The organism is Nitrospirota bacterium, from assembly GCA_016219645.1.
In the GTDB taxonomy this organism is placed as follows: Bacteria; Nitrospirota; Nitrospiria; order Nitrospirales; family Nitrospiraceae; genus Palsa-1315.
On sequence record JACRLR010000016.1, the window covers coordinates 1 to 18,487 of the forward strand.

Sequence of the window (18,487 nt, forward strand, 5' to 3'; positions counted from 1 at the left end):
CAAGAATTATCAGATGGTGCAGTCGCCAGGGCCTGACGTGATGCACGTCCGTATCGGCATTACCGAAGCCGGTAAAAACGTTCCGGTGGTGGATAACCTCACCGCCGCGTATCCGGCCGCCATGGTCCTGTCAAAAGGGAAAAAATACGTCAGCAGCACCGAGTCGTTTGTCGGCAAGGCGTCGATTGAAGCGGAAGCGACCGACAGTCAGACCGGTGAACTGCTGGCTGCCGCAGTCGATCGCCGGGGAGGCGGCAAGTATGCCTGGAAGTCGCTGCATCGGTGGGGCGATGTCGAAGAGGCCTTTACCTATTGGGCCAAGAAGTTTGCCTGGCGGGCCTGCATGATGCGGGGCGACGCCACGTGCGAGCTGCCGAAGGAATAGCGGATCGTTCGAAGTGACGTTCACCGACGGTTGAGCATGCGTTGCGTGAAGAAAGATGCACGCTACCATATAAGAAGGAGGAGCAGTCATGAGTCGTTTGCTTCAATGGTCCGTCCTCGTGGGGGCGATTGCGCTGGTCGCCGGCGCGCTCCCCGCGGTCGCAGCCGACAAGAAGCCCAACATCGTCGTCTTCTGGGGCGATGACATCGGCCAGGCGAACCTCAGCGCCTACACGAAAGGTCTGATGGGATACAAGACTCCGAACATTGACCGGGTGGCCAATGAGGGCATGCTCTTCACCGACTACTATGCCGAGCAGAGTTGCACCGCCGGACGCTCGGCATTCATCATGGGCCAGAGTGTCTTCCGCACCGGCTTGAGCAAGGTCGGACTGCCGGGCGCCGCCGCAGGCATGCAGGCCGAGGATCCCACCATCGCCGAGGTGCTGAAACCGCTCGGGTATGCCACCGCCCAGTTCGGGAAAAACCATCTTGGCGATCGGGACGAGCACCTGCCGACGATGCACGGCTTCGATGAGTTCTTCGGCAATCTCTATCACCTCAATGCCGAGGAGGAGCCGGAGCTGCGCGACTACCCGCCGGCGAAGGACTTCCCGAATTTCCGCGCAAAGTTCGGTCCGCGCGGCGTGCTGCATACCTGGGCCAATCCCGACGGCACGCAGAAAATCGAGAATACCGGCCCGCTGACCAAGAAGCGCATGGAAACCATCGACGATGACATCACGGCCATGTCAGTGGCCTGGATCAAGAAACAGCAGGCGGCCGGCAAGCCCTTCTTTATCTGGATCAATACCACGCACATGCACTTCCGCACGCACGAGAAACCGGAGAGCGTGGGGCAGGCGGGGCGCTGGCAGTCCGAATATCACGACGTGATGATCGATCACGACAAGAACGTCGGCCAGGTGCTGGCCGTGCTGGATGAACTGGGCATCGCCAATGACACGGTGTTCTTCTACAGCACGGACAACGGGCCGCACATGAATTCCTGGCCCGATGGCGGCATGACCCCCTTCCGCAGCGAGAAGAATTCCAACTGGGAAGGTGCGTTCCGCGTGCCCGCGATGGTGCGCTGGCCCGGTCACATTAAACCCGGCACCGTGTCCAATGACATCGTGAGCCACATGGATTGGTTGCCGACGTTTGCCGCCATGGCCGGAGAACCAGACCTCAAGGAAAAGCTCTTGACGGGCTACCACGTGGAATCGCCCCGCAAGAAGACCTTCAAGGTCCACCTGGATGGCTACAACCTGCTGCCGCTGCTCACGGGCCAGGTTGCCCAAAGCCCCCGCAAGGAGTTCTTCTACTTCTCGGACGACGGCGACCTGTTGGGCCTGCGCTATGACAACTGGAAGCTCGGGTTTGCCCAGCAGCGGGCCCAAGGGACCTTGGCGATCTGGAGTGAACCCTTCGTGAAAACGCGCATTCCCATGATCACCAACCTGCGCACCGACCCGTACGAACGGTCCTCCATCACCTCCAATACGTACTGGGATGATCTGATCAACCATGCGTTCCTCCTGGTGCCGGCACAGCAGTACGTTGGCCAGTTCCTCGGGACGTTCAAGGCGTATCCGCCACGGCAAAAAGCAGGGAGTTTCAGCATGGACCAGGTGTTGGAGATGCTCCAGCAGCCTCAAAAGTAACAGCAGACTCGGAGACACGCTGACTCAACACATCGGGCCGCACTCGCCGCAAGGCGGGTGCGGCCCGACAAGCCACTGATTCCAAGCAGGGGCCCCTCATGAAAATCTTACACGCGCAACATCTCATTGTCATGGCGCTCGTTTCAGTTCAGGCTTGAGAAATATAAAATGACAGTTTAAGATTCTCATTCATGCGCTATATCAGACGCCAACTGGAAGAGCAGGTGTTGCAGGCGGTGAAAGGTTTTCCGGCCGTGGTGCTGACCGGGCCGCGCCGTGCCGGCAAGACGTTGCTGCTGCGGCGGCTGTTTCCCAAGGCGAGCTACTTTCTGCTCGAAGACCCCGACATGGTGGCGCGGCTCCGGGCCGATCCGCAGGGATTCCTCGACGCCGTGCCGACGCCCGCGATCCTCGACGAGGTGCAGAATGTGCCGGAGGTATTCGCGTTCGTGCGCTCGCGAATTGATCGCCGGCCGCGGCGCATGGGACAGTGGCTGTTGACCGGTTCGCAGGAATCGCCGCTGATGCGGGGTGTGACGGAATCCATGGCGGGCCGGGCGGCGGTGCTACAATTGCTCCCGCTGTCGTGGCGTGAGACGCCGAAGGTCAGCCTGTGGCGCGGCGGGTATCCCGAGGTGGTGGCACGTCTGAGCGGGGCGCGCTTGTGGTTCAGTTCATATTTGCAGACGTACCTGGAACGGGATGTCCGGGGCGTGACGGCAGTGAAGAACCTCGCGCTGTTCCGCCGGTTCCTCGCGTTACTGGCCAGCCGGCATGGGCAGGTGTTGAACAAGACCGATCTGGCTGCGCCGTTGGGTGTGAGTGTGCCGACCATTGCCCAGTGGCTCGGCATACTGGAGACAACCGCGCAAATCCTGATCGTGCCGCCGTTTTACGAGAACCTCGGCAAACGCCTGATCAAGTCGCCCAAGATATATGTCGCCGATGCCGGTCTCGCGTGTCATTTGCTGGGCATTGATACGGTGGGAGAATTGGCTCGATCGCCGTTTCGCGGCGCGTTGTTTGAAGGTTTCATCGCGGCGGAGATCGCCAAAGCTCAGGTGAACGCGGGCGGCCGGCGCGAGCTGTACTATTTTCGCGACGAGCAGGGCTTGGAAGTGGATTTTCTCGTGCCCGGACGCGCCGGAGCTGTGGCGCTGGTGGAGTGCAAGGCCGGACACACGGTGACGCCCGCCATGGCCGCGCCGATGCAACGGCTGGCCGAGGCGCTAAAACGGAATCGCGCAAAGGCTGCCGGCACGAAGATGTTCCTTGTCCATCAATCACCGCAGGCGGGAACACCGACAGCGGCTGTCGCTCCCGGCGTGCGGGCGCTGCCATGGCAGGAGTTTCTCGAAGAGCTGTGACGACGAAGCAAGCCTATCAAGCGCCGAAAGGACCCCATGATGAAAACTATGCGCACACAACATCTCATTGTCGCTGCGCTCGTGTGCGCGCTGGCTCTTACCACCACCATCGCCCACGCCGCTGACGCGCTCCCGTCCTGGAATGACGGAGCAGTCAAGCAGTCTGTGGTTGAATTCGTGGCGAAGGTGACGAAGGAAGGCGGACAGGATTTTGTCCCGCCTGCCGAGCGCATCGCCGTCTTCGACAACGACGGCACCCTCTGGGCCGAGCAGCCGCTGCCCGTTCAATTGTACTTTGCGCTCGACCGCGTGAAGGCCCTCGCGCCGCAGCATCCCGAATGGAAGACCAAGGAGCCGTTCGCTTCGCTGCTCAAGGGCGATCTGAAAACCGCGCTCACGGGCGGCGACCACGCGCTCCTCGAACTCCTCATGGCCACGCACGCGGGCAATACCACAGCGGAGTTCGAGCAGATCGTCAAGGACTGGATCGCCACCGCGAAACATCCGAAGACCGGGCGGCTGTACACCGAAATGGTCTATCAGCCCATGCTCGAACTGCTGGCCTATCTGCGCGCGAACGGCTTTAAGAACTACATCGTCTCCGGCGGCGGTATCGAATTCATGCGCCCGTGGACGGAGAAAGTCTATGGCATCCCGCCCGAGCAGGTCATTGGCAGCAGCATCAAAACGAAGTTCGAGTTGCGCGATGGCAAACCCGTGCTCGTGCGTCTGCCGCAGTTGAACTTCAATGACGACAAGGCCGGCAAGCCCGTCGCCATCAACCAGCACATCGGCAGGCGCCCGATCGCCGCCTTCGGAAATTCCGTGGGCGACCAGCAGATGCTGGAATACACGCAGGGCGGCAGCGGCGCGCGGTTCGAGCTGCTCGTGTTGCACGACGACGCGGCCCGAGAATTCCCCTACGGTCCGGCGCGCGGATTGCCGAACGTCAAGCTCGGTGCCTTCACGCCGGCACTCGATGAGCATGCGAAGAAAGATGGCTGGACTGTTGTCAGCATGAAGGACGATTGGAAGAGCGTCTTCCCTGCCGCGCAGTCCGAGATCACCGCCATTGACATCCTGCTGCTGCCGGACGCTACGATGATCCAGCACGCGGAGGCTGACAACGCCCGCCTGCTCGGAGTCTTCCCGAAAGGCTTCGCTCTCGACGCCGCACACCACCCGCACATCACGATGCTCCAGTGTTTCGTCCGCACGGCGGACTTGGACAACGTGTATGCCGCGGAAGAAAAGGTATTCGCCGCCGCCAACGTCAACGCCATGAAGCTGGAGGCCGTCAAGTTGTACTACATCCCGGCCGGGGCGCTTGGGCTCGCCGGCATTGTTGCGAAGCCGACCCCGGAATTACTCAAGCTGCAAAAGGACATCATAGCCGCCGCGAAGCCATTCATGCTGGAAACCGGCCCCATTGGCGCGTTCACTGCTGGGCACGATAATCCTGCCATCGACGTGGCCCTCATCCAGTACGTGTCGACGTTCGATCCGAATGCGTCTGGCGCAAAGTTCAATCCGCATGTCAGCACTGGCACCGCGCCGAAAGAGTACCTCGACAAGATGCTCGCTGAACCGTTTAAGCCGTTCACCTTCTCGCCGGCGGGCGCGGCGGTTTACCAGCTCGGCCCGTTCGGCACGGCGGCGAAGAAACTCAAAGAATGGGAATTGAAACCCTGAGGTGTCGAATGGCGCATTCCTGCTACACCGATTCGCAAGCCGCCTATCGGACAACTCGACAGAGCTTGGGATGAAGCGCAGGCCAAAGGCTGGACGATCGTGGATATGAAACAGGATTGGAAGACCGTCTTTCCGTCCGAAAACAAGTGAGTTGTAATCGGCGAGACATGAAACGAACGTGGTTGTCAGTGTCGATTGTGGCCATTGCCCTGATCTCTCCATGGGAAGGGGTTGGCAGGGGAGAGCCGCTGTCAACTCACCAATTGACGGGCGTCGAGTGGCGGGTGCAGGAACTCTCCGGTCACTCGGTCGCATCGTCCGTTGATCGGCAGCAGCCGTTCATCATCTTTGACGAAGCGAAGAAACAAGCCAGCGGCTACGCCGGCTGCAACCGTTTCTTTGGCGGGTACGAACTGGAGGGAGTTGCGTTGAGGTTCGGCCTGATCGGCGCAACCAAGCGCGCATGCCCTGATCTTGAGGAGGGCGTCGAAACGGAATTTTTTAAAGCCCTCGATGCTACCAGTGGCTGGCGGATCGTCGATGGGACACTCGAGTTGCTGAATGGCGATCTGGTACTGGCGCGTCTAAAGAAGATTCAAGGGCCATGAGGTGTACCGGTCTACCATGCTCCAGCCGGATCCCTGTACTTCCATCACCGGCGCCTGTCGAAACGTTGCTCTCCCTGTCCCTTGCCGATCATTGACTGGTCAGTCGCCTCATACCGCACGCTGCAGACCTAACGAGTCGCCGTTACGGCGAGGCGGAACCCTAATGCATGGAGGAGCGCATCGAGACTTCTGAGTTCGGGGTTCCCACGCTCTGAGAGCATCTTGTAGAGGCTTTCACGGTTGAGCTTGGCTTTCTCGGCGAGTTGCCCCACGCCCCCCTGGGCTTCGGCCACGTTTCTCAATGCCAGTAGGAACAATTCAGGATCATCTTCCTCCAGGGCTGCATTCAAATACTCTTTGGCCTCGCCTGCATCGCGCAGGCTTTCGATCAAATCCGGTTGATAGGCTGTACGTTTTTTCATAACCGCCTCCTGTACTCGTTCCAATACCGTTTGGCCGTTTCAATATCCTTGCTCTGTGTGCTTTTGTCGCCTCCGCAAAGGAGCAGCACGATTGTTGCCCCTTCTTGGCCGAAATACACGCGATAGCCTGAGCCATAATCGATTCGTAGTTCCTGCACTCCTTCACCTACGGCATGGCAATCCCCCAAATTGCCTAGACTAACTCGATCCAACCGTATGCGGATCTTTGCGCGAGCCCTGATGTCGCGGAGAGATGCAATCCATTCACTGAAGGGTTCGCGACCATCTTCGGTGACATAGATGTGAAGCTCTTTGGGTGTCGCTTCCATACCGGCAAGTGTAGCTTATGCGCTACTATCTGGCAAGGGGGGAGAATGCCTCGGGAGAAGTATCGCTGGACGACTGGCCTTGCGTTCCGGCGACTCCAAAATCACCATGTGGGCTCAGTCCAAACTGTCTCAGCAGAGGGTTTCACTCCACTCCTACTACGTTTCCTGCTGTCCTGTTCCTTGGAAGTTTCTGGGAAAACCCAGACAGACATCACCGGCGATGGATCGGTCGCCGCTTGCTCCGCTTTGACGGGCCACAATAGGGTATCGTAGACGTTCCATTGTCAGTGTGGCCATACTGGCCAGCCTGGCCCCAAGCGCAGGGTCCATAGTCTGAACCTGATTCGTGAAAAGCGCGATGGCGTGGCGCCGCAGCCGTTCGTCGATCTCGCGCGCGAGATCTCTGAGGCCGGTTCGAATGGACGTTTCGATCGCGTCCCTTGAAACGAGGAGTCCGACCAGCCACGAAGGACCGGGCAGTTCCAAGAGAAAGTCCTCAACAGAGTGGCGCAGCATCGTCTTCAGATCGCTGGACTGATCGGGCTTGAGCACGAGCCGGCCTGATGCCTTCCCGCCCTTTCCGATGCAGGTGAGGGCGATACCGTTCGGGGTAATCGTTCCGGAGATCCGTTCGAGGTCGGCGACCTGTTTTTTCGTCTGTTCCAATAGACCGGCGAGATCGGCTTGAGAAAACCCGGATTTGTCTGAAATCACAGCGCGGGCCACGTAGATCTCTTGTGCATGTTGGTCTAATGCGCCGGGTCGAACGCAGGCGGATCGATACCAACAACTCTCCTGAAGTTTTTCAGAGCCCCCCGCAACCACGAATACCGGAGCATCGGGGACTTGTGATAGGTCCAGCTCGAAACGCCCTGTGTCATCCGTTCGACAGGGGGGCGGCAACGGAGATCCGGAATGAGCTCCATCGCCTCGGCAGAGTCTGACCCAGCCATTCTTGATCAGGCGGACGCAGTCCGGATGCGGCCGGCGCGACTTCAGCACGTAACGCTGAACGAACGACTCAAAATTTGTGATCTCATAGAGGGTGCCGTGCAGGGTCATACGCACATTACTTCCTGATCGTATCGCCGAAGTTCAGCGATGTGAGTGAAGACCATGAGGTGAGTCGGTGGTGTTAAGGGTGAGGCGCAGACCCGGCGGCTCGTCCTCGGATGCTGATCGGTCCGAGACCTCTCACGTTCAAACAATCCTGGCCGCTTGTACCATGCATCTCCTTCAGCTGACAAGACCTATTTCCTGTCCTTACACTATGTGCTAACTTTACATCCCTTTTCACTTCGTGTGTGGTCTGTCTGGTTTGTTTGGTTTGTCTGGTTAGTTTCGTTCAACCCAACAAACCAAATAAACCAAATAAACCAAACAGACCAGGATCAAGGAGGGATCATATGAACATTCAGTTCAGGCATGGGCGTAAGGAGACCAGACGCTGCATCCTCCCGTGGGCGATGGCCCCCGCGCTCATGATCGCCATTGCATGGCCAGGGTTGATCATAGATGCTCCGGCGCTGGCGGCGAACCAGATAGAAACGGAATCCTGGATCGATAATATTCTTGGGAGGTCTGGGTTCAAGCGCGGTCAGGCGCCGGAACCGACGATGAAGCCGGCGCCGCGTCCTTCCTTCCCGAAGGTCTTGCGGCTCACGCTGGATGACGCGATGGCGCTATTCCTGAAGCAAAACCTCGATCTCATCATCGCAAGTTACGGAATCGATGCCGCGAAGGGCCGGCAGATCACCGCGCGGCTATATCCGAATCCAACTCTATCGGTCAGTACTCTTAGCGCCTATACGCAGGGGTGCAACTTTGACAAGTGCGGTGCGGTGGCTCCGTCGCTGACCCAACTGTTCGAGGTTGCGGGGAGACGGGGATACCGGATGGAGGCTGCCGCATTGGATACCATGTCCATCGAAGCGAAGTTTGAAGACGCGGTGCGGCAGTTGGGGTTCACGCTCAAGGAGACGTATTTCCGGGTGCAACGGCAGCGAGGGCACCTTGCGGTGGACCAAGAGGTCCAAAGCGTTCTTATCAAGTTACTGCACGGCTTCATCGGCGAGGGGAAAAAGGCCGGTCAGGATCTCGATCGCGTCCGGCTGGGCCTGCTGGCCGTGAATGCCGACTCCGAGGTGCTCCGAGATATGCAGAGGATCGAAGAGGCATCGGGAGATTTGCGGATGATGTTGCAAATTCCGCCGGACGTGGAACTGGAACTCGACACGAATCTTGCGTATCGTCCGGCGGAACCGAACTTTGCAAAGTTGCTGGAGTATGCTCTGGCGAATCGGCCGGACATCCGGTCTAAAAGGCTGACCCGTGACAAGCGAAAGACTGAGTTACAGCTTGCCAAGGCGATCCGGATTCCCAACGTGACAACCAATCTCGGCTATTCGGTGCAGGGACCGCAGGGCCCCGATAACCAGCAACAGTGGGCCTTGGGTCTTTCCGTGCCGTTGCCCGTCTTTAACCGGAATCAGGGTGGGATCGTCGAGGCTGAAGTCGCAGTCAGTTCGATTGACGCGGAGATCGAGAAGACGGAGATCCAGATTCAGAACGAGGTCGCTGTCGCCTACCGGAAGTTCTTGCATGGGCGGAAACTTGTTGAGGCCACGAACGGAGCCATGGCGCAGGCGTCAACCCTGTTGGGCGCGGCGCAGCAGGCGTTCGTCAAGAAAGAGATCGGAATTGTGGATCTAGAGAATACATACCGCTCCTATGCCGACACGGAGGAAAACCATCTGGAAGCGATATTCGGTTATCAGCAGAATTGGCTGCGGCTCGAGTGGGCGGCCGGACGTGATATCACGTTCTAGCAGGATGTTGGAATAGTCCGCCTGCACCAGAAGAGCGTTATGGTGTTTATTTGGTTTGTTTCGTTTGTTTGCTCAGACAAGACCAACCAGGTGAACCAAATCAACCAGATAAACAAAACAAACCAGAGCAACCAAATGAACCGTACAGACCATGCTTGTCCAAGATGCGCCGTACGCTGCGAGAAAGGAAAGCCGACATGGGCTTGAATCTGTTGTTGGTGTTTATCCCGATCGCCGTGGGGCTCGACTGGTATGGCGCCAACCCTGTCATGGTGTTTGCCGCTGCGGCGCTCGCGATCATCCCGCTGGCCGGCTTAATGGGGCGCGCCACGGAACATCTCTCGACCTATGTCGGGGCCACCATCGGCGGCCTGCTGAGCGCGTCCCTCGGAAATGCCCCGGAGCTGATCATCTCAGGCTTTGCGCTGAAAGAGGGGCTTGTCGATGTCGTCAAGGCGTCGATCACCGGTTCGATTCTCGGCAATACGCTCTTCTCCCTCGGCCTGTCGATGATCATCGGCGGGTGGGGCAGGGAACGTCAGCGGTTCAATCCCACCGTCGCGGGCATGAGCGGAGGACTCTTGTTCGTGGCGGCGGTCGCACTGCTGATCCCGGCCATGTTTCATTTCGCGAGCGGCAAAGAGCGCGAAGTGAGCATGGAAATCGCGGTCGTGCTCTTTGTCGTCTATATATTGAGTCTGGTGTTTACGCTCAAGACCCATCGGCAGCTTCTTCAGCCCGAGCCTGCTGCGTCCGGCGTGGCGGAGTCGCACGAAGCCTCGCACGAAGCTTCATGGAGCAAAGGGAAGTCCATCGGCGTGCTGGCCGGTGTGACTATCGTGATCGCCGTCGTGAGTGAAATCCTCGTCGGGGCGATCGAGCCTGCGTCTGCCTCGATCGGAATGACGCCGATTTTCACGGGCATCATTTTTCTCGCGCTGGTCGGCAATGCCGCAGAGACCATGAATGCCGTGGGGTTCGCCCGCAAGGACCAGATGGATTTATCGTTCGGCATCGCGGTCGGGGCCAGCACGCAGGTGGCATTGTTCGTGGCCCCCGTGCTCGTGTTTGCGGGCTATCTGATGGGGAAACCCATGGATCTTCACTTCACCGCCTTTGAGATCGTGGCGATCGTCCTCGCCGTCGCCATCGTCAGCCGCCAGACGTCTGACGGAGAGTCTCACTGGATGGGGGGAGTGATGCTGATGGCCGTCTATCTGATGCTCGCGATCGGGTTTTTCTTTCTACCGGCATGAGGGGGCGACTCGACAGTCCAGATAGCTCACAGTCCGGTCGGCTAGAGCATAATCGCAAGGAGGATTGCGCCCACGACCAGCAACTTGATGAACGCATTCTCTTTTTCCAGTGACTGGACGCGGTTCATGAGATCGGCAGGAGAAGGGGGTTGTGCAACTTGCGCGGCGGGCGCTGGTACGGTGCTGCTCTTAACTTTGGGCCGGCTCTGCGGTGCGGGTGTCCGGGCGCTGTCAGCGGAGGGACCAGCGGATCGAGCTAGGGCTGCGGACGGTGACTTGTTCCACCGGTCCTGTTTGGGATCAGGTGGAAGCGTGTCCAGCGGATTGACGCCGATTGTCTTGCGCTTAGCCATCAGCCCTTTCACTTGGTGTGACAGGATTCGAGATTTTTGCGCACGGGAAAATTATGCCATGGGTCCGTTCTCTTGTCGGATCACGTCGCTCGACAGCTTCCGGTAGTCCACCGCTCCGGCACAGAACGGATCATAGCGATCGATGGATTGGCAGAACGAGGGACACTCGGCCAGACGAACGTTTTCCCGAATCATCGTGTCGTATACGAGCGGACCGAAACGGCTTCGGAGTTGCTCGACCACTTCCAGCCCGTGGCGGGTTCTCGCATCGACGCGGCAGGCGAGAATGCCGGCTATTTTAATATCGGGATTGAGTCGCTCCTTGACGACCTCGACAGCTTGGAGCAGCCGCGCAAGTCCACCGAGACCCATGACATGGCACTCCACGGGAACGAGCACCTCCTTGGCCGCGACCAACACGTTGGTCACCAGGATACCGAGTGTGGGAGGACAGTCGATGAGGATATAGTGCCACGGTCCCTTCAGCGCGGCGAGTCGCTGACGGAGAATCGATTCCGCTTCGACTGTACTCGCGAGAGCCTTCTCAGCTCCGACCAGCCACGCAGAAGATGGAATCACCTCGACCCCTTCGGCCGATGACGGTTGAACCAGCCCGGAGAGTGCCAGTCCGCCGGTGAAGACGTCCAGCAGGCCTCGCCCACCGTCTTTCACGCCGAGCCAACTCGACGCGGACGCTTGCGGATCGAGATCCAGCACGAGCACCCGCCGACCCTGCCTGCCCAATGCCGCCGCCAAGTTGACAGTGGTGGTGGTCTTGGCGCTTCCGCCTTTTTGATTGATGATGGCGATCAGGCGCATCATGATCGGTAGGTTCCGCAAACCCTCGCACCTTTCCTTCATGGCGCGAGGCGGCATTCTATCTGACTTTCCTGCCACTGGCAACGCGCGCTCTTGGCATGAATCGATAGGAGTTCGTTGAGCTTTTCGAAGAAGTTGACTTCGGGGAAATAGTTCCTCTAGACTGAGTACGGTTGAACGCGTAGCAGACTCTTCAGCAGAAGGATGAGCGAACAGAAAAGGAGGGAGTTATGGAAGTTATTATCGGCAGCGTAGCCGGTTTGGTAGTCGGTGCAGTCGCGACGAAGGTGCTCACGGGTGTTGCGTCAAGCGTAGGAACCGTGGTGTGGGCTGCGGCAAAAGAAGTGGTCAAGGGCGGGCTGGTTGTCCAGGAAGCTGTGACCGATATGTGCTCCGGAGGGGGTAGCTACTTCAGCGATTTAGTTGCCGAAGCCAAAGCTGAACTGGCTGCGCCTCAGACTGGAGCAACCGTGCCGGCTAAGGCGCATGCGGCTCATTAAAGTCTGAAGCAAGTCCGTCAGGGACTGTTCTCACATTTCTTTCGGGGCAAACCTTCTCATGGTTATTCAGGTAGCCTGAGGATCGATCGTGGATATTCCCTTCGAGCAGTGCTATGTGACTTGTCGACCGCGACCGCGAACCCATACTACATCCTCCCCCCCCCCCCCGTATACGCACGACACTCCCTCAACCAAAGTTAGAGTGCGCTCCCGCACATCCAGCGGGAGGCTGTTCGTTTCAACTTAAGATCTTATCAGATCATCTGTACCCCCCCCCCTTAAGATGGGTGTCATCTCAACCATGCCTGTATTGAAACTTATCTAAGGAACTTATAGAGTCAACCCCCTATCCCGTTTTTCAAGCACGTCGGTATCTAATAGGAGGTCAGCCATGGAGCGCATCGTATCAGGGATCGGATCTATTCTTCGTCCCATTGCCAAAGAACTGATCAAGGGGGGAATCGTTCTGGCTGACAACGTCGCTGAACTCGCCTCTGAGACGGGCGAGAAGTTTAAGGATCTCCTCGCCGAGGCAAAGTCCGAGATGGAAACATCGAAGACCCAGGCACAGGCGACGAATCAGACTGATGGAAAAGACGGTCATTAAAGACAGCACGTTTGGACTGCCTGTAGTTGCGTGAAGTAGGTACGGGGTGATCAGTTCGTCCGGGCGTGCGCGCCGGCGCCGGTATTGATTGAGCCGCGCGGTGGGGCTCGAAACTTGATTCAGGAAGGCGAGTGCCGACCTTGTTTCCTGAGGAGGCGTTTCATGGCCAGGGAAAAGAAAAAGACCGGAGATCAGGGCAGGCCCAGGGTGATTGTGAAGCGAGACGAATCAGGTGCTGAGGCTGTCCAGAAGAAACCTGATCATCCCCCTACTCTCCATCAGGACACCGGCAGCCTTGCTGAAGACGTTGACGCGACGAAGGCGACTTCCACGTCAGCGGAACGCATCGTATCAGGGATTGCGGCCGCTTTCCGTCCTATTGCCAAAGAACTGATCAAGGGGGGAATCGTTCTGGCTGACAACGTCGCTGAACTTGCCTCTGAGACGGGTGAGAAGTTTAAGGATCTTCTCGCCGAGGCAAAGTCCGAGTTGGAGACGTCGAAGTCTCAGGCACAGGAGACGGAGAAGACTGATGGCAAGGACGGCAGTTAAGGACTGAGTGGATGGACTGTTTGCAGTCGAGAGCAGGCATCATCGGGGCGATTGAGAATTGTCCACTCGCAAGCAGCCGACATTGGTCGATTAGCAACGTGGTATTCACATGTGGAGTTGAGGGAGGCAGTGGCCGACTGCGGCCCGGAAGGGGTATTCCTCATCATGGAATCGATTCACACTGGAACGCGAGTCGAGAAGGTTCGAAAAAGACGGAGTACATTACACCAGGAAGATGGCCAGGGGAACCGCGATGCCTTCTCTCTGCTCACGAATGGAAGTGAGCGAGATGCGCTCTCGACTCTGATACCTCATCACATACCACCGCGCCAGAAAAATGGGGATCACCCTTCTGCCCCGGCAACGACCGTTGAACCAGTCACAACGCCTGCGAAGCTGACTGATACGCTGGCTGATACCAGCGTGGTCCATGCCATTCGCGGGCGCGTTCGATTGCGCGTACCGGCGCTTAAAACCTTCCCCGGCTTGGCCGACCCGCTGCAGCGGCTTCTCAGGGACCAGCCCGGAGTGATCGACGTCACGGTGAACGATTGGTGTCACAGTGTGACGGTCGTCTGCGATCCCTCCACATGGACATCCGACAGGCTCTGCCTGTGGGTGCAATTACTCAATCCGGCAGAGGTCATATCGTACAAATCAGCGAATGAACCGGCAGCTCAGGCACAGGCCTCGACTGACGAGGCGGGCAATGAACTCTGGTATTCGAGCGCCGGCATCTGTCTGGTGTTCCTCGTCCAGCCGCTGGCGGCCCCGCTGGTGCCGCTGTTGCTTCTGGCCAGTGCTCTGCCGATGCTCAAGCGGGCCCATCGCTCGTTGTCCGAAGACGGCAAACTGAACGTCGATGTGCTGGATGCCTCCGCCACTTCGTTGCTCGTCGTGCAAGGCGCCTTCCCGATGGCGATCTTCATGGTCTGGCTCATCAACGTGGCGGACGTGATTCGAGACCTCACCATGCTGCGGTCGAAGAAGGCGATTGAGGAAATCCTCGGTTTCCAGAACATCGAGGCCTGGGTCGTGCGGGACGGACAAAAAATACGTGTCAGCGTGGCAGAGGTTCAACCCGGCGAGACAGTGGTGGTCTATCCGGGTGAGCGTATTGCCGTTGACGGGACCGTGCTCAGCGGCAAGGCCCTGGTGGACCAGGCTGCGCTCACCGGCGAATCGCTTCCGGTCGAGAAGGAAGAGGGTGCCCTCGTATACGCCGCCACGGTGGTTCGGGAAGGCAAACTCTATATCTGCGCCGAGCGGATCGGAAGCGCAACCGAGGCGGCTCAGATTCTGCGGCTCGTGGAAGCGGCGCCTGCTCGTGAGACCAAAATCCAGAATTACGCCGTCAAGTGGGCGAACGATCTCGTACCCTACAGCTTCGTGGGAAGCGCCATCGGAGCGGTGATGGGCGGCGGTCTCCCGGGCGCGGCTGCTGTCCTCGTCGTCGACTACGGAACCGGAATCAGGATTGCGGCCCCCACGACCGTGTTATCTGCCATGACGAAGGCGATCCGGAACGGAATTCTGATCAAAGGAGGGCGGGCTCTGGAAAACCTCGCGGAAGTGGATGCCGTGGTCTTCGACAAGACCGGCACCTTGACCACGGGGCATCCCGACGTCCTGGAAGTAGTGCCGGTCAATTCCAGCACAGTCGATGAAGTGCTGGCGCTGGCCGCTGCAGCGGAACGGCGGTTGACGCATCCTGTGGCGAACGCCATCGTCCGGGCAGCAGAGGCCAGACAGGTGACGATTCCGGAGCGGACGACATCGGATTACAGCCTGGGTCTCGGCGTCGAAGCGATCGTGGACAATTCGGTGGTTCTTGTGGGAAGTCCCAGGTTCATGACCCTTCGGGGGCTGACCCTGTCACCGGTAGTGCAGGACTACATCTCGAGATTCCAGCAACAGGCGATCTCTCCGCTCTGCGTGGCGCAGGATGGCTCAGTCATCGGATTACTGGCTATCTCCGACCCGGTGCGGCCCGAGGCACGGGATGTCGTCCAGGCGCTGAGGGATCGGGGAATCAAACATATTGTGATGCTCACCGGCGATCACACCGATGTCGCCAGGAGAATCGCCGCGGAGCTCGGAATCACCGAGTACCTGGCCGAAGTGTTTCCGGGAGACAAGTCTGAGGCAGTCCAACGCCTGCAACGGGAGGGCTTCAAAGTCGCGGTCGTCGGAGACGGGGTCAACGACTCGCCGATGCTGGCCTATGCCGATGTCGGTATTGCTGTCGAGGGAGGCACGGAGGCAGCGCGGGAAACGGCGCCGGTGGTACTCTTGCACGGGGGGCTCTGGAAGGTTCCCCTCGCGATCGACATCGGCCGCGAAACGGTCGCGTTGATCAAGCAGAATTGGAACATCATTGCGATTCCCAACACGATCGCAGCCGCGCTGGCCTGCATCGCCTTGCTCGGACCGATCGGGGCCACGCTGCTCAGTAACGGGTCGGCGATTGTCGCGACACTCAACGGCCTGCGTCCGATCATGGAGCAGCAGCCGATCAAGGTGGTCTCTCCGGCGCGTGAAGGCGCAAAACTCTTGCCTGCGCCTGCTGCCGAGAAGCTAGTCCTCGCGGGATGATGAGGTTGTACGAATGGCTCGGGACGATATGAGCGCATCCGATGCGCTGCTTGAAGGAGTCAACAACCCTTTGATTACACCTGCGCGTGTTTCAGGAGAGGATCGGCTCGCGCCAGTCAAACGCGACGGACCATTGGTGGCTACCGATGTCATCCATTCGATTCCCGGGCGCGTCCGGTTGCGTGTGCCGGCGCTCAAAGCCGATTCGAACCTGGTTCGCGGACTACAAGGATTGCTGTCGGCGCAAGCTGGTGTGACTGAAGTCACTGTTGCGTCAGTCTGCCAGAGTGTGACGGTCGTGCACGATCCGGCGCGGTGGACCCCGGAGTCGCTGTGCATATTTCTACAAAGCCGCAATTGCGAAGAACTCGATCAGTACGCATCAGCCGTCTTGCCGGACGAGGCAACCAGTTCGTTTGCGAAGACCTGGCTGCAACCGTGGCGATACCTGAATACGGCCGAAGATAGCCCTGATTCCGGGGGTGTGCCTCAGACAGCCGGGCCAGCCAAGTCCGGCTATTGGAAGGTGGGATATGCCAGCATGGTTGTGGGAGTTGCTTTGTTTGCTGTGCCGGGAGTTCCGGGCGTACCGTTCCTGATCCTGTCCACGTACTGCTTTTCCAAGGCCACCATCTTCAAAGCAGGCGATGAGCCTGAAGCCGGAGAGCGAGTTCCCAAAGCAGGGCAGTAGGTTTTCTCCTCTAAAGAAGACAGCTAGATAAATGGTGGTTAGACTATGACATGAAAGGGCCACTCACGTTCACTTTGTGAGCATGAGTGGCCCTTTTGTGCAGTTTCTGTGCGGTTTGCAGACGCGCGGCCCATATGACCGTCGCCGGTCTTACAGGATGGCAACCGTCAGCAGAAATGCTGTGACCTCTAGCCCAAACCCAATGATGGATAGTATAAATCCTATAGTCTTCATGTTTGCTCCTCCTTGTGGGGTTCATGGCCTGATTTGAATCAAGCCCGTCTGTCATGGTTAGCATCGAGCAGCTTCTGTGCCAGGTTGTGTATTTATGCAAAGAGGCTCCATAAGTACATGACTTCTCAGTAAGAACTGATGGTGAAGCGGAAGCAGATGTGCGTGAGAGAAGCATTTCGTCATCAAGCCGAGTGCCTGATCTACCATGCTGGGAGATGCTGTTCATGAACGAACCCTATGGCACCAACGTTCGACCACCTCTCGCAGGTTCGCTGCTCTCTCCTCGGCGACAGTGGCTGGCGTTGCCGAGATACCTCCATTGGAACATCTATACAAGCTACCTCCGTTGAGGTAATATTTGCGCGTTATTTTATTCAGTATGCAGGCCATGAAGGTGGAGGAGAGGGCTATGGAAGAAAGCACAGCCGGTACGATGAACACAGAATCGGCGACTTCGACTGATTCTGTTGCTGCGGGCGGCAAGGGCGCATACCAGGTCCTAGAGGAAGGCTGGGAAGCGATAGGTACTGGAGTCCGGCATGTGTTTCACGCCCTCCCGGGCCACGGGACGATTCCTGGTTTTGCTTTAGGTGTTGGCGCGGCGATGGCGTTCGGCGTCGGGGAGTTGGTAGCGGGCTGCTTCACGGCTTATGTCAGCTATAGATATTTCGCGTATGGAGAATCGCTGAGCGAGGCGATTGAAAAGGCGATCAAGTTCGAGGCAGGCAAGCTTGAGGAGAAAGAGATCAACAAGCCTATTCCGAAGGACGTGTAACGTTTCGCGCAGACATCAAGGGCCGCATCACGATCACTTCACGTCGGATAAGCTCAGCTGTTTCCCGCCCATCACTACATAGGCTGTTCCCGGCCACACGAAGTGTCGGCCTTCCGGGACGTGGATCTGAATCCCAGTGAACACTCCATAATTGCTTCGCGTGGGATCGACCGTCAGGTGAATCATCCGCTCGACTTCTTCGAGGATGACCCCATGAACGATCCTGGTCAAAGAGAGTAAATCCGGGACATCGCCATACCGGAGCTTGCCCAACAGATGTCGCTTGAGAACGCTCTGCTCTATGTCATCAGGATCGGGCACCAAATGGAGAGACCGGCTTTCGAGTTCATGTTGAAACGCTATCAATGCCCCACAGGCATGGGAGGCTTGCTGACGACCTGGACGGAAATAAACGCCGAATTCCCCCTCAGGCCCGATTGCAATATGGGGCAGGGCGTAATACACATATCGCTCTAGGCCGCTTTCATCGACAGGGGCATGATGCTGGGCGGCCAAGAACCCGGTCTTGCCCAAAATGGGTAGTCCAGCGAGACCGGAAAACAAGAACGCTTCTCCCCAGGTTCTCTCAATATCTTCTACCAGGGGCCAGGTGATTTCGTCGCGGCAGACACATGCGAATGCGATCGTATTCTCCGGCCGAAACCCTTGTCTCAATAGTGCCTCATAGGATTGGGCGACGAACCGGTCCTGTGGAATCGCCTCAGGAAACTCACTGGCCATGCGTGTCTCCCAATTCATTGCGTCTGCCTGCCTATCGCACTCAGTTCCCTTGGGCCCTATTCAAAGG

Annotated in this window: 19 protein-coding genes; 13 read left to right on the forward strand and 6 right to left on the reverse strand. The window is 58.3% G+C overall.

The genetic code is table 11. The features are described 5' to 3' along the window. From HZB34_04400 to HZB34_04420, 5 genes are all read left to right on the forward strand, one after another. Positions 1–385: DUF3313 domain-containing protein (locus HZB34_04400; GenBank protein ID MBI5315190.1), on the forward strand; the 385-nt coding region annotated here is incomplete at its 5' end. Positions 386–473: 88 nt separating this feature from the next. Then, complete coding sequence (locus HZB34_04405) at positions 474–2,051, forward strand: arylsulfatase (GenBank protein ID MBI5315191.1); 1,578 nt, start codon at positions 474–476, stop codon at positions 2,049–2,051. Positions 2,052–2,242: 191 nt separating this feature from the next. Further along, positions 2,243–3,418, forward strand: a complete 1,176-nt coding sequence (locus tag HZB34_04410) for an ATP-binding protein (protein MBI5315192.1) — start codon at positions 2,243–2,245, stop codon at positions 3,416–3,418. 39 nt (positions 3,419–3,457) lie between these two features. Then, on the forward strand, positions 3,458–5,110 hold the full coding sequence (locus tag HZB34_04415; protein MBI5315193.1) for a haloacid dehalogenase-like hydrolase: 1,653 nt from the start codon (positions 3,458–3,460) through the stop codon (positions 5,108–5,110). Positions 5,111–5,277: 167 nt separating this feature from the next. Continuing rightward, a complete protein-coding gene (locus HZB34_04420; GenBank protein MBI5315194.1) occupies positions 5,278–5,718 on the forward strand; it encodes an META domain-containing protein in 441 nt (146 codons plus the stop codon). 128 nt (positions 5,719–5,846) lie between these two features. Here HZB34_04420 and HZB34_04425 read toward each other — a convergent pair whose 3' ends face one another. From HZB34_04425 to HZB34_04435, 3 genes are all read right to left on the reverse strand, one after another. Continuing rightward, positions 5,847–6,140: a putative addiction module antidote protein gene (locus HZB34_04425; GenBank protein ID MBI5315195.1), complete on the reverse strand. Its 294-nt coding sequence runs from the start codon at positions 6,138–6,140 to the stop codon at positions 5,847–5,849. Further along, complete coding sequence (locus tag HZB34_04430; GenBank protein MBI5315196.1) at positions 6,137–6,469, reverse strand: type II toxin-antitoxin system RelE/ParE family toxin; 333 nt, start codon at positions 6,467–6,469, stop codon at positions 6,137–6,139. Before HZB34_04430 ends, HZB34_04425 begins: the two co-directional genes overlap by 4 nt. A 156-nt stretch (positions 6,470–6,625) precedes the next feature. Continuing rightward, complete coding sequence (locus tag HZB34_04435) at positions 6,626–7,531, reverse strand: hypothetical protein (GenBank protein ID MBI5315197.1); 906 nt, start codon at positions 7,529–7,531, stop codon at positions 6,626–6,628. A 344-nt stretch (positions 7,532–7,875) separates the two neighbouring features. Between HZB34_04435 and HZB34_04440 the strand changes: the two genes are divergently transcribed. Continuing rightward, on the forward strand, positions 7,876–9,297 hold the full coding sequence (locus HZB34_04440; protein ID MBI5315198.1) for a TolC family protein: 1,422 nt from the start codon (positions 7,876–7,878) through the stop codon (positions 9,295–9,297). 197 nt (positions 9,298–9,494) lie between these two features. Further along, on the forward strand, positions 9,495–10,553 hold the full coding sequence (cax, locus tag HZB34_04445) for a calcium/proton exchanger (GenBank protein MBI5315199.1): 1,059 nt from the start codon (positions 9,495–9,497) through the stop codon (positions 10,551–10,553). A gap of 41 nt (positions 10,554–10,594) precedes the next feature. On the opposite strand, the gene HZB34_04450 is transcribed toward cax, so the two are convergent. Both HZB34_04450 and HZB34_04455 read right to left on the reverse strand, forming a co-directional pair. Beyond that, positions 10,595–10,906, reverse strand: a complete 312-nt coding sequence (locus HZB34_04450) for a hypothetical protein (protein ID MBI5315200.1) — start codon at positions 10,904–10,906, stop codon at positions 10,595–10,597. Between the two features lie 51 nt (positions 10,907–10,957). Next, entirely contained in the window at positions 10,958–11,725 is a 768-nt protein-coding gene (locus tag HZB34_04455; protein ID MBI5315201.1) for a ParA family protein, read from the reverse strand. A gap of 230 nt (positions 11,726–11,955) precedes the next feature. Here HZB34_04455 and HZB34_04460 point away from each other — a divergent pair, with 230 nt between their 5' ends. From HZB34_04460 to HZB34_04485, 6 genes are all read left to right on the forward strand, one after another. Then, complete coding sequence (locus HZB34_04460; GenBank protein MBI5315202.1) at positions 11,956–12,225, forward strand: DUF5132 domain-containing protein; 270 nt, start codon at positions 11,956–11,958, stop codon at positions 12,223–12,225. Positions 12,226–12,616: 391 nt separating this feature from the next. Next, positions 12,617–12,832 carry a DUF5132 domain-containing protein gene (locus HZB34_04465; GenBank protein MBI5315203.1) on the forward strand — a complete coding sequence of 72 codons (216 nt, stop codon included), beginning with the start codon at positions 12,617–12,619 and terminating at the stop codon, positions 12,830–12,832. Between the two features lie 162 nt (positions 12,833–12,994). Further along, positions 12,995–13,384 carry a DUF5132 domain-containing protein gene (locus HZB34_04470; GenBank protein MBI5315204.1) on the forward strand — a complete coding sequence of 130 codons (390 nt, stop codon included), beginning with the start codon at positions 12,995–12,997 and terminating at the stop codon, positions 13,382–13,384. 165 nt (positions 13,385–13,549) lie between these two features. Then, positions 13,550–15,979 (forward strand): cadmium-translocating P-type ATPase, encoded by a 2,430-nt coding sequence (cadA, locus tag HZB34_04475; protein MBI5315205.1) that lies wholly within the window; start codon positions 13,550–13,552, stop codon positions 15,977–15,979. A gap of 13 nt (positions 15,980–15,992) precedes the next feature. Continuing rightward, positions 15,993–16,670, forward strand: a complete 678-nt coding sequence (locus tag HZB34_04480) for a hypothetical protein (GenBank protein MBI5315206.1) — start codon at positions 15,993–15,995, stop codon at positions 16,668–16,670. A gap of 643 nt (positions 16,671–17,313) precedes the next feature. Further along, positions 17,314–17,679 carry a hypothetical protein gene (locus HZB34_04485; protein MBI5315207.1) on the forward strand — a complete coding sequence of 122 codons (366 nt, stop codon included), beginning with the start codon at positions 17,314–17,316 and terminating at the stop codon, positions 17,677–17,679. Between the two features lie 33 nt (positions 17,680–17,712). On the opposite strand, the gene HZB34_04490 is transcribed toward HZB34_04485, so the two are convergent. Beyond that, positions 17,713–18,420, reverse strand: coding sequence for a hypothetical protein (locus HZB34_04490; GenBank protein ID MBI5315208.1), 708 nt, complete (start codon positions 18,418–18,420; stop codon positions 17,713–17,715). Positions 18,421–18,487 lie beyond the last annotated feature (67 nt).

Coding starts and splice junctions, on each gene's coding strand:
- HZB34_04490 (MBI5315208.1), bottom strand. CDS start 18,420: ATGGCCAGTGAGTTTCCTGAGGCGATTCCACAGGACCGGTTCGTCGCC.
- HZB34_04480 (MBI5315206.1), top strand. CDS start 15,993: ATGGCTCGGGACGATATGAGCGCATCCGATGCGCTGCTTGAAGGAGTC.
- HZB34_04440 (MBI5315198.1), top strand. CDS start 7,876: ATGAACATTCAGTTCAGGCATGGGCGTAAGGAGACCAGACGCTGCATC.
- HZB34_04425 (MBI5315195.1), bottom strand. CDS start 6,140: ATGAAAAAACGTACAGCCTATCAACCGGATTTGATCGAAAGCCTGCGC.
- HZB34_04455 (MBI5315201.1), bottom strand. CDS start 11,725: ATGCGCCTGATCGCCATCATCAATCAAAAAGGCGGAAGCGCCAAGACC.
- HZB34_04415 (MBI5315193.1), top strand. CDS start 3,458: ATGAAAACTATGCGCACACAACATCTCATTGTCGCTGCGCTCGTGTGC.
- HZB34_04435 (MBI5315197.1), bottom strand. CDS start 7,531: ATGACCCTGCACGGCACCCTCTATGAGATCACAAATTTTGAGTCGTTC.
- HZB34_04430 (MBI5315196.1), bottom strand. CDS start 6,469: ATGGAAGCGACACCCAAAGAGCTTCACATCTATGTCACCGAAGATGGT.
- HZB34_04485 (MBI5315207.1), top strand. CDS start 17,314: ATGGAAGAAAGCACAGCCGGTACGATGAACACAGAATCGGCGACTTCG.
- cadA (MBI5315205.1), top strand. CDS start 13,550: ATGGAATCGATTCACACTGGAACGCGAGTCGAGAAGGTTCGAAAAAGA.
- HZB34_04465 (MBI5315203.1), top strand. CDS start 12,617: ATGGAGCGCATCGTATCAGGGATCGGATCTATTCTTCGTCCCATTGCC.
- HZB34_04460 (MBI5315202.1), top strand. CDS start 11,956: ATGGAAGTTATTATCGGCAGCGTAGCCGGTTTGGTAGTCGGTGCAGTC.
- HZB34_04450 (MBI5315200.1), bottom strand. CDS start 10,906: ATGGCTAAGCGCAAGACAATCGGCGTCAATCCGCTGGACACGCTTCCA.
- HZB34_04470 (MBI5315204.1), top strand. CDS start 12,995: ATGGCCAGGGAAAAGAAAAAGACCGGAGATCAGGGCAGGCCCAGGGTG.
- cax (MBI5315199.1), top strand. CDS start 9,495: ATGGGCTTGAATCTGTTGTTGGTGTTTATCCCGATCGCCGTGGGGCTC.
- HZB34_04405 (MBI5315191.1), top strand. CDS start 474: ATGAGTCGTTTGCTTCAATGGTCCGTCCTCGTGGGGGCGATTGCGCTG.
- HZB34_04420 (MBI5315194.1), top strand. CDS start 5,278: ATGAAACGAACGTGGTTGTCAGTGTCGATTGTGGCCATTGCCCTGATC.
- HZB34_04410 (MBI5315192.1), top strand. CDS start 2,243: ATGCGCTATATCAGACGCCAACTGGAAGAGCAGGTGTTGCAGGCGGTG.